This window comes from Prauserella flavalba (assembly GCF_003202235.1).
GTDB lineage: Bacteria > Actinomycetota > Actinomycetes > Mycobacteriales > Pseudonocardiaceae > Prauserella_A > Prauserella_A flavalba.
Genome location: NZ_MASU01000005.1, coordinates 630,798 through 644,936, shown reverse-complemented (window position 1 = coordinate 644,936; position 14,139 = coordinate 630,798). Strand labels below are relative to the sequence as shown.

Here is a 14,139-nt window from a genome sequence, read left to right as displayed (position 1 = left end):
GGTGAGCGGTGTCCCGAGGCCGGGTCCGGGTTCGACTTTGGTCGGTATGCGCACCGTCGGGCCGGCCGTAGGCTCGGGATCGTGCCTGGTGAGCTGTTCTGCGCGACGCGCACCGCGTTGCCCGTCGCGGTGGTGGGGCTCGGCGCGGCCGCGACCACGTGGGGGGAGTTCGCGGCAGGCACGCGCGGCTGGCCGCTCGCGATCGACCTCGCGGTCGTGGTGGCCGGGTGCTGTCTGGTGCCGGTGCTGCTGCGCAGGCCCGCGGCCACAACGCTGGTGATCACGGCGCTCGCGCTGGTGTCGCCCGCCGGTACCCCGGCCGCCAGCGTCGGTGTGCTGCACACCGCGCGCACGCGGCCGTTCCCCGTGGCGGTGGGGGTCGCCGCGGTGAGCGTCGCCGCGCACCTGCTGCGCTGGTTGTGGCGGCCGCTGGGCGGGTTGTCCTTCTGGTGGTGGCTGGCACTGCTGGTCGTGGCGCACGCCGCCCTGCTCGGCTGGGGGGCACTGGCCGAGGCTCGCCGCGCGCTCATCGCGTCGCTGCGGGAACGCGCCGAGCGCGCGGAAGCCGAGCAGGGCAGGCGCGTCGCCGAGGCGCGGGCCGCCGAACGCACGCGCATCGCGAGGGAGATGCACGACGTGCTGGCTCACCGCCTGTCGTTGCTGGCCACCTACGCGGGTGCGCTGGAGTACCGGCCGGGCATGCCCGCCGAGCGGGTGTCCGAGGCCGCCGGCGTGATCCGGCTGACCGTGCACCAGGCACTGAACGAGCTGCGGGACGTGATCGCGCTCCTGCGTGAGGACCCGGAGAGCGAGGGCACCGACCGGCCCATACCCGCGCTGGCGGACCTGCCGGAACTGGTCGCCGAGTCCCGCTCCGCCGGCACCGTCGTCAACGTGCGCGACGGGCTCGCCGACCCCGCCGCACTGCCCGGCACCACCGGGCGCACCGCGTACCGCGTGCTGCAGGAGGCGCTCACCAACGCCCGCAAGCACGCGCCGGGCCAGCGGGTAACCATCGCGCTTGACGGCACGCCGGGCACGCAGCTGGTGATCACGGTGTCGAACCCGCTCACCGACCGCGCGATGTCGTCGGTCCCCGGCACCGGAACGGGCCTCGTCGGGCTCACCGAACGGGTGCGGCTCGCCGGGGGCAGGCTCGACCACGAGGCCACGGCCCGCGAGTTCCGCCTGCACGCCCGCCTACCGTGGCCGGCATGACGGAACCGGTCAGGGTGCTCATCGTCGACGACGACGCGCTGGTGCGCGCCGGGCTGACGATGATGCTCGACGGCAGCGACGGCATCGTCGTGGTCGGCGAGGCCGACGACGGCGACCAGGTGCCCGCGGCGCTCGACACGCGCGTCACCGACGTGGTGCTCATGGACGTCCGGATGCCGAGGGTGAACGGGATCGCCGCGACCCGCCGGGTGCGCGCCAGGAGGAACCCGCCCGAGGTGATCGTGCTAACCACGTTCGACACCGACGAGAACGTGCTGCGGGCGCTGCGGGCCGGGGCGAGCGGCTTCCTGCTCAAGGACTCGCCGCCTGCGGAGATCGCCGAAGCCGTGCGCACGGTCGCCGCCGGTGACCCGATCCTCTCCCCCGGCATCACGCGCAGGCTCATGGACCGCGCCGCCACCGACGCCACCGCCTACGACCGGGCCCGCACCGCCCTCGCCGCGCTGAGCACCCGCGAGCACGAGGTCGCCGTCGCGCTCGGGGAGGGCAAGTCCAACGCCGAGATCGCCGGGGAGCTGTTCGTCAGCGTCGCGACGGTCAAGGCGCACATCACCCACATCCTCACCAAGCTCGGGCTCGGCAACCGCACGCAGGTGGCGCTGCTCGTGCACGACGCGGGGCTCTGCTGAACGCCCACTCCCCCGGCAGGTGGCGGCCAGGCCAACGTCAGCGGCCGAAGGTCCATTTCGTCGGTGACGTCATGTCCGCGTCCCAGCCGAACACCGCGCTCGGGGTGACGAGGTAGGCGGGCACGCCGGTGCCCGAGCTGTCGGCGACGGTGCGCTCGGGGGTCGGCGCCACGGGGTAGTCGTACTTCGGGCCGTACGCCTCGCACATCGCGTGCAGCGACGGCTGGTCGCGGACCTCGCGCGCGGTGCCCTCGACGATCACGACCTCCTGCCCGCTCTCGAGGTGCACGGTGATCTCGGCGTTGACCGACAGGTTCCGGGCCGTGACCGAGCCAGTGCTGAACCAGAAGCCGTCGGGCAGCCACACTCCCCAGACCGGTCGGCAATGCGGGCGTCCTGCGGGGCCCGCGGTCGCGATCCAGTAGTTGACCGCGGCGACGAGGCGCCGTTCGGCCCAGTCCCACGGCAGCAGCTCACCCGGCGGCGCCGGCTGCCCGAACATGACCGGCGCCGACCCGTGTGCAGTCCCCAGCGCGCGCATGGTTTCCCACGGTAGCCCGGATCGGTGCCGCTGACCACGGGGTAGGGCCGTCCCCACCTCCGCCGAGGGAGCGCGCCACATTCCGGGGCCGTGGCCCGCCGACTAGCGTCGCGATCATGGGACACCGACGAGGGGGACGGCGCATGCGCACGGCCGCAGCGCTCGGCATGGCGGCACTGGCGGTGGTGAGCGCGGCGGTACCAGTGTCCGGCGTGGACGGTGTGGATGGTGTGGACGGCGTGTGGCGTGGCGAAGGGTACGGCACGGTCATCAGCATCGGCAACGGGGCGCTCACGGGGTACGACATCACCGCCGTGAGCTGCCTTCCCGGCGCGCTGCGCGGCGAACGCACCGGGCCGCGCACGTTCCGCACGGCCGACGGGCTCGTGGCGACGGTCCGTCCACACGGGAGGAACCGGGCCCGGCTGACCTTCGACGGGATGCTCGGCGCCCGCACGCTCACCCGCCTGCCCGCACTCCCCTCACCGTGCACGACTCCGCCGCCGGACGGCCCGCTGCCGGTGTTCGACACCTTCTGGCACACCTATGCCGAGAACTACCCGTTCTTCACGGCCAAGGGCGTCAACTGGCGCGCCGAAGGCGAGCGGGCCCGAAGCCGGATCACCGAGGACACCACGCCGGACGAGCTGTACGGCGTCCTCTGCGGTCTGCTCCGGCCGCTGCACGACGCACACACCGGCCTGCTCGCAAGCGGACACGAGCCGTGCGTGAACACCCGGCCAGGAACACCGGACTACGCGGGCGACCCCGCGCTGCGCGGGCGCATCGCCGAGGTGACCGACGCGAACCTCGGCGCGATGGAGCTCCGGCGGTTCGCCGACGGCAAGCTCGTCTACGCTGATCTCCCCGACGGCATGGGGTATCTGCGCGTCACCGGCTTCACCGGCTACACCGACGCGGGCACGTTCGCCGCTGACCGCGCCGAGCTCGACCGCGCACTGGACGCGATCTTCACGCCCACCCGGGTCCGCGGGCTGCCCGGCCTGATTCTGGATCTGCGCGTCAACGGCGGCGGTGCCGACCCGCTAGGCCTGCGGCTCGCCGCGCGGCTCACGGACACCCCGCATTTCGCCTACGCCAAGCGGGCGCGCGACGACGCGCACGATCCTGCCTCGTTCACCACGCCGGAGCCGTTCTTCGTGCACCCCTACCGGGGACCGCGCTACGGCGGTCCGCTCGCGGTGCTCATCGGCAGCCTCGACGTGTCGGCGGGCGAGACGTTCGTGCAGGCACTGACCAACCGCAGCCCACGTCCTGTCCTCATCGGACAGAACACGCAGGGCGTCTACTCCGACACGATGTACCGCGCGCTGCCGGGCCGGGACTGGCGAGCCGTCGTGCCGAACGAGGAGTACCTGACCAGCGAAGGAAACACCTACGACGGCACGGGAATCCCGCCGGATGTCCGCGTTCCGGTCTTCACCGAGGCAGAGCTGTCGGCGGGCCGCGACTCCGCGCTAGCCGAGGCCCGTCGCCTGCTCGCCACCGAAAGTCCTCAGTAGATGGATGGTCCGCTTTGGGGTCGCGCTGCGGACCGAGCTGGCGGTATGTTCCTCATCATCATGACCATCCTCATCGACCGTGCTGGCCACCACCACCGTGCCCGAGCGGTCGTGACCCGCCCGCGCCGTCAGGCCGCGGCCAGCACCTCGGGCCGCTCGGCGCCCCTGGCGACGAGCGCCCGGTAACGGGCGACGTGGCGCGCGGCGCCGAACCCGGCGACGCCGACGAGCCGGTCACCCGCGAAGTAACCGGCCACGGTCCCGCGCACGGCCCCGCCCGCGAGCCCTTCGCCCTGCAGCACCGCGACGTTGTCGGCGAGCTCGGGCCTGCCGATGACCTGGATCTTCATGCCGAACTGGTCCGACCACACGTACGGCACGCTCGGCGGCGGCGGTGCGGCACCGGCGATGTCCCTGGCCACGACCGCGGCCTGGTCGACCGCGTTGGTCCAATGCTCACAACGCGACCGCGCGCCGCGAGCGGGATCCTCCCACGCGGCGACGTCGCCGACCGCCCAGACGCCCGGCGCTCCGACGACCCGGCCGCGCTCGTCGCAGGCCAAGCCGGCGCTCACGTCGAGCTCCCTGCCCGCCGCGGTGCCGCCCAGCCAGTCGAGCATCGGAGCCGCGCCGACACCGACCAGCACGACGTCGGCCGTCAGGCGCTCCCCGCCCGCCAGCTCGACGGTGTGGGCGTCCACGAACCGTTCCAGTCGCGCGCCGAGCCGCAGGTCGACCCCGGCCTCGGTGAGCAGCCTGCCGCACAGCGTGCCGACCTCGGGCCCGAGTGCGCGCTCGCACGGCACCGGCAGCGCTTCCAGCACGGTCACGTCGAGGCCCTGGTCGCGGGCCCCGCTGGCCACCTCGGCGCCGATGAAGCCCGCGCCGACGACGAGTAGCGACCGCGCGTCCTTCAGCGCGGCCTGCAGGGCGAGGGAGTCGTCGAGCGTCCGCAGCGTGTGCACGCCGTCGGGCTGGCCGGGCAGCGTCCGCGCCCGCGCACCGGTGGCGATCACCACGGCGTCGGCGTTGAGCAGTGTCCCGTCGGCGAGTTCCACCGCGCCGTCGTGCACACCCACCGCGGCGACCCCGAAGTGGGTCCGCACCTTGAGCTCGGCGAGCGCGTCCTCGTCACGCAGCACCACCTTCTCGGCGGGCCAGGCTCCCGTGAGCACCTGCTTCGACAGCGGCGGGCGGTCGTAGGGCGCGTGTGGCTCCGCACCGACCAGGCTGATCTCGCCGTCGTACCCGGCGCCTCGCAGCTGCTCGGCCGTGCGCACACCACCGAGCCCGGCTCCGATCACCACGACGTGCTCGGGCTGACTCACCACTGGGCCTCTCCTCCGCGTCGCTCGACAACGTTCGATCCTGTCACGAACCACCGCACCGGGTACGCGACGTAGAACACACCCGGCGCGAGGTCGTGCGCAGGCTACCCCGGCGCCCAAGTCGCTGACCAGCGGCGACGGCGGCGAGCGCGGTGGCCGCCGCCGTCGTTCTCCGCCGCGGGCTCACCCGTCGCCGTCGCGGTCCCGCGCGTTGTAGGCGGTCTCCAGCGGCCCCGGCCGCCCGTGGTGTCGTGCGGCTCGCCCTCGCGCGAATGCCAGCAGCGGAGGTTGAACTTCGGGCCGCCGCGATCGTCTTGCTCCGCGTGCCCGTGGTGGCGTTGCCGAGGTCGACGTCGCAGTTCGAGTCGCCGCCGTGATAGGCGAGGGTCTCGGGCGACGAACGGCACCTGCCCTGCTGCTCGACGCAGCCTATGGCGTTGCCCCACAGCGACGCGCAGTCCGACGCCTCGTTGTCGTTGTAGCCGAGCACGACGTAGACCGGCGCACTCGCGGCGGCGTTCCCGTCGTCCCCCTCCGCGGCGGCGGCCGTGCCCGTGGCCGTGGTGCGCTGCCGGTACGTTCGGGCTGGCTCAGGCCGGGTTCGGAAGTTCCACCACCCGGGTGTTCTGGAAGGACTGCTGCAGCCACCGGCCGTGGCGTTTCACCAGGACATTCGTGTTGCGGGACAACGAATCCTCGCGGCACTCGGTGTTCGGCGGCTCGAGCTGGCAGCCGGTGCGCACGATGATCGCGAGATCCGGCCCGGCGAACCGGACGTGCTCGTCCACGGTGCGCAGTCGCGTGTGGTCGATGTAGTGCTCGAAATAGAACCGCATGCCCTCTTCGATGCCGTCGCGGGTGCGCAGGTGATCGCCGTTGAACGTCACGACGTCGGCGTCCGAGGTGAAGGTCGCCGCGAACGCGGCGCTGTCCTCCCGGTACCAGGCGTCCGCCTGCTGCTCGCGGATCCGGTCGAACGCGGCCAGCGCACGCTCCCGCTCGGAACCGGAGGCAGGCGTCGCGGTGCCGGGCTCCGCGGCGGAGACCAGCGCCGAGCCGCCGACGATCGCCGCCACCACCAAGGCTACGGCCGTACCCGTGCTCATCGCCCTGCATGCCTTGCGCCCCATAGGTTTCTCCCGTCCGGTCCGCGCCGGTGCCCCTCACCGGCACGGGGAGAAACGTAGGAGCGCGAGGGCGAACGCGTCCTCAGCCCCGGGTTGCGTTCCGGGATGCGGCGCCTACCGCTGCGGTAGTGCCTCGGTGACGGCGTGGGCGGGCCTGCGTGGTGTGCCCGTGGCGGGGAACCCGTAGCCGAGGCGCAGTACCGCCTGCGGGTGCTCGCGGTCGCCGAGCATCGCCTTGAGCACCGCGCGCCCCGCGGGCACCTCGACGGGCTGCGCCAGGAATGAGGCGCTCAGGCCGTGGGCGGTCGCTGTCAGCAGCACCCGCTGCAGCGCCTGTCCCGCACGCAACCGGGCCAGCCGCGTGTCGCCGGGAGCCTGCAGCACGGCGACCAGTGGGTCCCGCTCGAACCGGCGCTCCGCCACCGAGTCACGCCCGCCGTAGTCGCGCAACGCCAGCACGCCACCGTCGAGTGCCCTCGGCCCGCCCGCCGTTCTCGGCACGCCGTCGACGGCCGCGCCGTCGCGCGTCCACGCGGCGAGCTCGGCGCGGAACGCCGGGTCCTGCGTCTGCAGCTGGTCGGAACGCCGCAGCAGCGCCGCGAAGGCGTCCAGCTGTCCCGGGTGGTCGAGCAGCACGAGCCGGGCACCCTCCGCGATGGCCGCGCGGCGGAGGGCGTGCCGCAGGTGCAGCGGCACCCGGCGGTCGAGGAACGGCCTGCGGTTGGTGTGGCGGCGCTGGATCGCGGCGGCGAGCCTGATGTCCTCGGGGCCCGGGCTGCGTGGCCGGCCGGGCCGGATCGTGGCGAGCAGCAGGGGCTGCTCGCGGTCGGGCAGCAGGTCCACGATCGGCGTCCGGCCCGCCTCGGCGATGCTGAGCCGGATGTTGAGGATCGCGGCCCCGCACGCGAGCAGGGCCTCCCGCGCGTCGGGATCGCACACTCGCAGCACCCGCTCCGGGTCGAGCAGGACGTCGATCCGTCCCGCATGGACGCGGAAGCGCCAGGGCTGGGTGTTGTGTGGCGAGGGAGCCCGGACGGCGGCCGCGAGGGCCGCCTCGATGCCGGGTGTGGTGATGCTCGCCGGGACGATCGTGCTCATCGGTTCTCCCCGGTTTCCGGCGGGCGCACCACGGCGACGGGGCACGTCGCGTGTGTCACCAGTGCCCGGCTCGTGGAGCCGAGCAGCAGCCCACGGAATCCCCCTCTCCCCCTGCTGCCGACCACGATCAGCTGAGCGCGCTCGGCCTGCTCCAGGAGTGTGCGCGCGGGGCGCCCGCGCGCGAGGACCGGCTCCACGGGCACATCCGGGTAGTCCTCCCGCACGGCGTCGACCTGCGCTTCCAGCAGCGCGCGCTCCTCGGCGTCGATGTCGTCCGGGTTCACCGAGAGCGGGTACATGCGCACCGTCGCCTCGAGCATCGCGTCGTTCCAGGTGCGCACCGCCACCAGCGGCACGTCGCGCGCCGCCGCCTCGGCGAACGCGAACTCGATCGCGACGACGCTCGCCGGGGAGCCGTCGACGCCCACCACCACCGGACCCTCGGTCGGCGGCACTCCCTCGGCGCCCCGCCCGCGCACCACCACGACCGGGCAGCTCCCGTGAGCGGCCAGCGCCACGGCCGTCGAGCCGACGAGCAGGCCGCTGAAGCCGCCGAGCCCCCGTGAGCCGAGGACCACCACGCGGGCCGTCCTGGACTCGGCGAGCATGGTCACGGTCGGATCCGCCTCGACGAGCACGGTCTCCACGTCCACGCCCGGGGCGGCCTTCTCGGCGGCCTCCCTCGCCTCCCGCAGCCGGTCCTCGCCCTGGGCGCGCAGCCCTTCACGGAGCTCGCGCACCGTGGTCAGAAACGACGGGTAGCCGTGCTCGGGCACCAGGTACGCGGCGACGAGCCGAAGCTTCTCGCGGCGTGGTGCCGCCTCGGCGGCGGCCCAGGCCACCGCGTGCAGAGCAGAGGTGGACCCGTCCACGCCCGCGACGATCGTGCTCATATGCTCCCCGGCCTTCCGTGATGGGACTGTGCCCTCATCGTGACCGGAACGACGGGCCGCACGCGTGGGCCGAAAGCCCCTGCTTCGAGTGACCTCGGACCCGCAAGCCCAGGACCCGCCCCCGCGAGTCGTGCGTTCCCGGGCGCGAGTCGTGCACCCCCGGGCGCGAGTCGTGCGCTCCCGTTCGCGAGTCGTGCGCTCCCGACGGCGAGTTCCGCGTTCGGGACCGCGAGTTGCCCGTTCCCGAACGCACGACTCGCGGTCCTGAACGCACGACTCGCGGCCCTGAGCGCACGACTCGCGGTCCCGAACGCACGACTCGCGGGGGTTAGGGCTCGGTCACGAAGGTGACGTAGCTCGACGAGCTGCCCGTGGTCGCCCCGTTGGGGCCGAGTGTGATCCGGCCCGCGGGCAGTTCGGCGCGGTGCACCACGAGACGGGCGCCGCCAGGGTCGTCGGTGCCGACCGTGAGACCGGTGCGCTCGAAGCCCAGCTCGGCGAGCCAGTCCGGCCACCAGTCGTCCCGCTCGGGGGCGCCCCGCTCGTCGAATGCCACGTACACGGTGGCGTCGCGGCGCAGGTCGAAGACGAGGTAGTCGGCGAACGTGTCGTTGTCCCACTGACCGGTGCCCGCCGAGAAGTCGTCGGCCAGCAGCACCTGCCCGGCGGGATCGGTCACGCGCACGTCGTCGAACTCCGCCGTCTCGTTGGCCGCCTCGCGGAAGCCCACGGTGCCCTCGGCGAACGTGCCGTCCTCACGCTCGTCCACCAGCATCCCGTCGACGAACGTGCGGATCAGCGGGCCGCGCAGCTCCATCCGGACCCGGTGGTCGCGCCCGGCGACGACGTCGAGCGGGATGGTGCCCGCCAGCCGCGTGAACGTGCCGTCCCGCTGGACGTGCGGGGTGAGCCCGGTGCCGGGATAGAGCTGCCACAGGTACCCGTTGCGCCGGTCCGGCGCCCGGAACACCCAGCCGGCGCCGCGCGTGGTGGGCCGCACCGTCAGCTCCAGGTCGTAGTCGGCCCACTCGTGGCCCGTCCCGGCAAGGGTGACGTCGCCGCCCGCTACCCGCGCCCGTCCGTCCACAACGGACATCGCCCCCGGCTGGATCCGCTTGTCGTCGTTGGCGCCGGGCACGAGCACCGCGCCGGTCAGCTCGTCCGGTACCTCGGTGAGCGCCCAGTTCCGGTCGACGTAGGGCCGCACGCCGGCCCCCGCGATGGTCAGGTCGGTCAGCTTCTCGGGCTGGAGCACGCGCACCAGGTCGGTCAGCAGGATCGAGCCGGCGGGCTGGTAGACCACGTTGCCCGCGGCGACGTCGGCGGTGAGCCGGTAGTGCGCGGGCGGCGCGCCCCGCGGCGGCGTGACGGTGAACCTCACCGTCCTCGTCTCCCCCGGCCGCAGCGGCGGCTGGTTCACGCGGGCGGGTTCGACGCTCCAGCCATCGGGTGCCGCGAGCCGCACGCGGGTCGCCGGGGCATCGTGCCTGCCCGGGTTGGTGATGGTCACCGTCGCCGGGATCGGCTCGCCGGGTTCGGGCTGGCCGGGCAGGTCCAGCCCGGTGTGCAGCGGCGCTCGCAGGCCGGGCGTGGCGATCTTGAACGTGTAGGCGTAGCGGCTCGTGGTCGCCGACTCGCCCCGCTCCGGCATCGTGATCCGCACCCGGCCGTCCTCGCGCTGCCACGGCAGGCTCGCGCCGTCGGAGCCCAGGAGGGTGATCCGGCTCGACGCGGCCAGCGGCAGGTCACCGGAGAGCGTGAGCTCCTCGCCGGGCCACGCAAGCGCGGTGACGTAGAGGTTGCCGTCCCGTTCGGTGTAGCGCACCGGCACGTTGCTGTACTCGTCTTCGGCGTGCGACCAGTAGGTGCTGCCGTAGATGGCCTCGCCGTTGATCTTCAGCCACGCGCCCAGCTCGCGGACACGCTCGGCCTGGATCTCCGGGATGGAGCCGTCGGCCTTCGGGCCGATGTTGAGCAGCAGGTTGCCGTTCTTGCTGACGATGTCGACGAAGCTCTCCACCAGGTCCTCGGAGCTGAGGTAGTCCTCGGGTCCCTCCTCGGCGTTGTAGCCGAAGGAGTGGCCGATGCCCCTGGTCGCCTCCCACTTGGCGGGGTCGATGTCGGCCTGGGTCTCGTACTCGGGGGTGGTGAAGTCCGCGTGCTCGTTGCCGCAGCGGTCGTTGACCGTGACGTCCTTCGGCCGGGGCCGGTTCGCCGCCTGCTCGAAGTAGTAGTCGACGAACGCCTCGCTGTTGTTCGGCACGTGGATGCCGATGTCACACCACATGATGTCGGGGTCGAACTTCTCCACCAGCTCGACCATCTGCGGGTACTGGTGGTCCATGACGTCGTCGTTCACCGGGGTGTAGCCGGTGTAGGGCACGGGCTCGCCGGTGTACGGGTTGACCGGTCCCTCCTCGAGGCTGTGCCCGCGCGGCGGCACCCAGCCGCCCTTCGGGTGGTACCACTCGGCGAGCGAGTAGTAGAGCCCCTTCTTGAGCGGGTACTTCTCGGCGGCGGTGAACAGCTCGGAGACGACGTCGCGGTGCGGGCCGAGCTGGACGGTGTCGCGGCCGGTGGTCTCCGAGTCCCACAATGCGACGCCGTCGTGGTGCTTGGACGTCAGCACGAAGTATTTCGCGCCACCGTCCACGAAGAGGTCCAGCCACTCCCGAGGGTCGAAGCGGTCCGGTTTCCACTGCTCGATGAACCGGTCGTAGGGAAAGCCGGTGCCGTATTTCTCCGCGTGGTGCCGGTGGGTCGCGCTGCCCGGGTGGTTCATCTCGTACCAGTACCACTCGGCGTAGCGGAAGGAACCGTCCCGCGCGCCACCGGTTTCGGGTGCGTAGGCGGGCACCGAGTACGGGCCCCAGTGGATGAAGAAGCCGAGCTTGGCGTCGTTGAACCACCTCGGCGCCGCGTGTGGTGCGGGCTCCGGTTCGGCTTCCTGAGCCGGAGCCGCCGGCGCCGGGGCGACGGCGACCATGACCGTGGCCAGAATTCCCGCGAGCGCCGCCCTGCCGGTCCTCATACGAGCCTCCCAGAGATCGGATCTCTAGCGAGGTTAAGTCCCCACCAACACCCAATCAACGAAGGAGCGTGACCGAAACCGGACAAGGGGAGCCACGATTCATCCAATGAATCTGGCCTGCGATCACCCAGAGTCGGTGAGCAGGGCGCGGAACTCAGCGTGCCCGGGCAGGTCGTCGCCGAACAGCTCGGTGACCCCGAGCAGCCCGGCGACGATCGACGCGGGTTCGGTGCCCACGGCGGCCCGCAGGCGGGCCGCGAGCGGGTCGTCGAGCGGCAGCGGCGGCCTGCCCCGCCGGTCGTGCCCGAGCGCGACGTAGACCATCCACGCGGCCACCCCGAGCGCCGCCCACCGCGGCGTCCCACCGACGGCGAGCCGGTCGCGGACCGTGCCCAGCAGGCGCAACGGCAGCTCTCATCAGCCGCCAGCTCGACTACCCCGGCGAGCTCGGCGGGAGGTACCCACCGATCAATGTGGACGGTCTCAGGTTCGACAACTTGGTGATCGGCGACAGCCGCGTGGACGGACGGCTCAGCCGGCGGTAGCGCCCGCGCGTACCAGCGGCAGGTACACCTCGTCGACGATCTCGGCGAGCACGTCGTCGGAGACCGTGGCGAGCCCGCGCGTGACGTACTCGTTGCGCAGCAGCACGAGGGCGACGGTGGCGATCCGGGGGCGGAGGGACTCGGGCGGGACCTCCCCCCTGGCCACCGCCCGCCCCAGAACCGTCAGCCAGACGCCAGGGGCGCCGTCCCCCGCCCGCTCCCGCAGCCGGGCCAGCAGCTCCGGTTCGTCGCTCACCCCGGCGAGCAGCCCGCGCAGGACGTCGCCCCGCGGCGAGGAGAGGTCCCGGTTGATGCGGCGCAGCAGCGTGAGCACGTCCTCCCGCAGGTCCCCGGTGTCGGGGGCGCGCAGCTCGGTCTCGACCAGCAGCTGGTAGGCGGCGACCCCGAGCGCGCCCTTCGTCGGCCAGCGGCGGTAGATCGCGTTCTTGTTCGTGCCCGCGCGCCGGGCGACGCGGTCCATCGTGAGCCCCGCGTAGCCGTGTTCGGTCAGCTCATCCGCGGCGGCGCGCAGGATCGCCTGCTCCAGCGCGGCGCCGCGCCGCCGGGTCGGCGTCGCCTCCTCTGACATGGGTACCGATCGTACCGGCACCTGGGCGCCAGCTGGCGTGCTACTGTCGCCGCCAAGGTACTCGACGTACCTTAATGGTGAGAGGAGCGGCATGAGAGCCAAGGGCATCACCTACGACACCGGGTTCGTCAACCTCGGCGTCAGCACCCGCGAGCACTTCGACCCCGGCCTCGTGCGGCACGAGCTGCGCGTGATCCGCGAGGAACTGCACTGCGACGCGGTGCGGGTCACCGGCGCCGACCCGGACCGCCTCGAACTGGCCGCGACCATCGCCGCCGACCTCGGCCTCGAGGTCTGGTTCTCCCCCTTCACGTGCGACCTCACCACCAGCGAACTGCTCGCCGTCCTCGCCGACTGCGCCGAACGGGCCGAGCGGATCCGGCGACGCGGTGCCGAGGTCGTGTTCGTCACCGGCGCGGAGCTGAGCCTGTTCACCAAGGGGTTCCTGCCGGGTGAGGTGTGCACCGACCGGATCGGCGCGCTACTCGGCGCCGGAGCCGGAATCCGCGACCTGCTGGCCGGACTTCCCGCACGCCTCAACGACTTCCTCGCCGAGGCGGCCTCACTCGTGCGTGGCAGGTTCGGCGGCCCTGTCACCTACGCGTCCATTCCGCTGGAGGCCGTGGACTGGAGCCCGTTCGACTTCGTCTCCGTCGACTGCTACCGCACCGCCGAGATCGCCGGGACGTTCCCCGAGGCGATCAGGGCGCTCGTGGCGCAGGGCAAACCCGTGGCGATCACCGAGTTCGGCTGCACCACGCACACGGGCGCGGCCGGCAAGGGAGCCAGGGGCGACCTGATGATCGAATGGGACGGCGCGAGACCGGTCCGTCTCGACGGCGACTACGCGCGCGACGAGCAGGAGCAGGCCGGCTACCTGCGTGAGCTGCTGGACGTCTTCGGCGCGGCGGGTGTGGACAGCGCGTTCGTGTGCACCTTCGCCTCCTACCACCTGCCACACCGCGACGACCCGCGTGCGGACCTCGACCGGGCCAGCTACGGGGTGGTGAAGGTACTCGCCGACCGCGGCCGGGAGGTGCCGTGGGAACCCAAGGCCGCGTTCACGGCGCTGGCGGAGTACTACGGGCGGGTGGCGTGACGTCCTTGACGTAACGGTGCGAGGGCACCGGAATGGGCCCGTCCTCGCTCGCGGCGGCGTAGTCGAAGCGTCCCTCGTCGCGCCAGCCGCCGCGCTCGTAGAACCGGCGCGCCCTCGCGTTGCCACCGACCACCGCGAGCCACGCCTGCTCGTACCCGGCCTCGGCCACCAGCCGCTCCGCGTCGGCGAGCAACAGCGCAGCGACCCCGCTTCCCCGGTGCTCCCTGGCCACGTACACCTGCTCGACCTCGTCCTCCACCACCATCACGAAACCGACGACGGAGCCGTCGACCGTGGCGACGGTGGTGTCGGTGGTGTCTTCGATGCGCTGCGCCGCCCGGGCGGTGAACGAGTCCTCGGTGCGGATGGCGAGCAGCTCGTCGGGGACATTGCCGAGGTGGCCGTCCTGCCAGCCGAGGTACCAGATCCTGGCCACGGCGGCGGCGTCCCCCGCTTCGGCGGGCCGCAGCGTCACGGCGTTCTCGGCGGGCATCGGG

At 72.8% G+C, this 14,139-nt stretch carries 13 protein-coding genes; 4 read left to right on the top strand and 9 right to left on the bottom strand.

All coding sequences use genetic code 11. The annotated features are described in order from the left end of the window. The first annotated feature begins 81 nt into the window (after positions 1-81). On the top strand, positions 82-1,218 hold the full coding sequence (locus tag BA062_RS10415; protein ID WP_245959762.1) for a sensor histidine kinase: 1,137 nt from the start codon (positions 82-84) through the stop codon (positions 1,216-1,218). Then, a complete protein-coding gene (locus BA062_RS10410) occupies positions 1,215-1,868 on the top strand; it encodes a response regulator transcription factor (protein WP_110337192.1) in 654 nt (217 codons plus the stop codon). The genes BA062_RS10415 and BA062_RS10410 overlap by 4 nt, the downstream gene beginning before the upstream one ends. 37 nt (positions 1,869-1,905) lie before the next feature. Here BA062_RS10410 and BA062_RS10405 read toward each other — a convergent pair whose 3' ends face one another. Further along, complete coding sequence (locus tag BA062_RS10405) at positions 1,906-2,409, bottom strand: pyridoxamine 5'-phosphate oxidase family protein (protein ID WP_168213918.1); 504 nt, start codon at positions 2,407-2,409, stop codon at positions 1,906-1,908. Positions 2,410-2,552: 143 nt separating this feature from the next. On the opposite strand from BA062_RS10405, the gene BA062_RS10400 reads away from it, so the two are divergent. After that, positions 2,553-3,932, top strand: coding sequence for a S41 family peptidase (locus tag BA062_RS10400; protein WP_245959761.1), 1,380 nt, complete (start codon positions 2,553-2,555; stop codon positions 3,930-3,932). Positions 3,933-4,060: 128 nt separating this feature from the next. Here BA062_RS10400 and BA062_RS10395 read toward each other — a convergent pair whose 3' ends face one another. The 7 genes from BA062_RS10395 to BA062_RS10360 form a co-directional block, all read right to left on the bottom strand. Continuing rightward, positions 4,061-5,260 carry an NAD(P)/FAD-dependent oxidoreductase gene (locus BA062_RS10395; RefSeq protein ID WP_110337190.1) on the bottom strand — a complete coding sequence of 400 codons (1,200 nt, stop codon included), beginning with the start codon at positions 5,258-5,260 and terminating at the stop codon, positions 4,061-4,063. A gap of 590 nt (positions 5,261-5,850) precedes the next feature. After that, positions 5,851-6,366, bottom strand: coding sequence for an SgcJ/EcaC family oxidoreductase (locus BA062_RS10390; protein WP_168213917.1), 516 nt, complete (start codon positions 6,364-6,366; stop codon positions 5,851-5,853). Positions 6,367-6,501: 135 nt separating this feature from the next. Further along, the gene (locus BA062_RS10385; protein WP_110335846.1) at positions 6,502-7,485 is read right to left on the bottom strand and encodes an Acg family FMN-binding oxidoreductase; all 984 of its coding nucleotides are present in this window, start codon (positions 7,483-7,485) and stop codon (positions 6,502-6,504) included. Next, positions 7,482-8,378, bottom strand: coding sequence for a universal stress protein (locus tag BA062_RS10380; protein WP_110335845.1), 897 nt, complete (start codon positions 8,376-8,378; stop codon positions 7,482-7,484). Before BA062_RS10380 ends, BA062_RS10385 begins: the two co-directional genes overlap by 4 nt. A 328-nt stretch (positions 8,379-8,706) precedes the next feature. Then, a complete protein-coding gene (locus BA062_RS39785; protein ID WP_168213916.1) occupies positions 8,707-11,409 on the bottom strand; it encodes an alpha-L-fucosidase in 2,703 nt (900 codons plus the stop codon). Positions 11,410-11,532: 123 nt separating this feature from the next. After that, positions 11,533-11,814, bottom strand: coding sequence for a hypothetical protein (locus BA062_RS10365; protein ID WP_110335844.1), 282 nt, complete (start codon positions 11,812-11,814; stop codon positions 11,533-11,535). A 126-nt stretch (positions 11,815-11,940) separates the two neighbouring features. Next, a complete protein-coding gene (locus tag BA062_RS10360) occupies positions 11,941-12,543 on the bottom strand; it encodes a TetR/AcrR family transcriptional regulator (protein WP_110335843.1) in 603 nt (200 codons plus the stop codon). Between the two features lie 91 nt (positions 12,544-12,634). Between BA062_RS10360 and BA062_RS10355 the strand changes: the two genes are divergently transcribed. Continuing rightward, complete coding sequence (locus BA062_RS10355) at positions 12,635-13,642, top strand: glycoside hydrolase family 113 protein (RefSeq protein WP_110335842.1); 1,008 nt, start codon at positions 12,635-12,637, stop codon at positions 13,640-13,642. On the opposite strand, the gene BA062_RS10350 is transcribed toward BA062_RS10355, so the two are convergent. After that, positions 13,605-14,135 (bottom strand): GNAT family N-acetyltransferase, encoded by a 531-nt coding sequence (locus BA062_RS10350; RefSeq protein ID WP_110335841.1) that lies wholly within the window; start codon positions 14,133-14,135, stop codon positions 13,605-13,607. The two genes, BA062_RS10355 and BA062_RS10350, sit on opposite strands and share 38 nt — an antisense overlap. Positions 14,136-14,139: the final 4 nt, after the last annotated feature.

What these genes read in the sequence shown, in the direction of transcription:
- BA062_RS10410 (WP_110337192.1), top strand. Translation starts at nt 1,215, where the DNA reads ATGACGGAACCGGTCAGGGTGCTCATCGTCGACGACGACGCGCTGGTG.
- BA062_RS10405 (WP_168213918.1), bottom strand. Translation starts at nt 2,409, where the DNA reads ATGCGCGCGCTGGGGACTGCACACGGGTCGGCGCCGGTCATGTTCGGG.
- BA062_RS10400 (WP_245959761.1), top strand. Translation starts at nt 2,553, where the DNA reads ATGCGCACGGCCGCAGCGCTCGGCATGGCGGCACTGGCGGTGGTGAGC.
- BA062_RS10390 (WP_168213917.1), bottom strand. Translation starts at nt 6,366, where the DNA reads ATGAGCACGGGTACGGCCGTAGCCTTGGTGGTGGCGGCGATCGTCGGC.
- BA062_RS10385 (WP_110335846.1), bottom strand. Translation starts at nt 7,485, where the DNA reads ATGAGCACGATCGTCCCGGCGAGCATCACCACACCCGGCATCGAGGCG.
- BA062_RS10380 (WP_110335845.1), bottom strand. Translation starts at nt 8,378, where the DNA reads ATGAGCACGATCGTCGCGGGCGTGGACGGGTCCACCTCTGCTCTGCAC.
- BA062_RS39785 (WP_168213916.1), bottom strand. Translation starts at nt 11,409, where the DNA reads ATGAGGACCGGCAGGGCGGCGCTCGCGGGAATTCTGGCCACGGTCATG.
- BA062_RS10360 (WP_110335843.1), bottom strand. Translation starts at nt 12,543, where the DNA reads ATGTCAGAGGAGGCGACGCCGACCCGGCGGCGCGGCGCCGCGCTGGAG.
- BA062_RS10355 (WP_110335842.1), top strand. Translation starts at nt 12,635, where the DNA reads ATGAGAGCCAAGGGCATCACCTACGACACCGGGTTCGTCAACCTCGGC.
- BA062_RS10350 (WP_110335841.1), bottom strand. Translation starts at nt 14,135, where the DNA reads ATGCCCGCCGAGAACGCCGTGACGCTGCGGCCCGCCGAAGCGGGGGAC.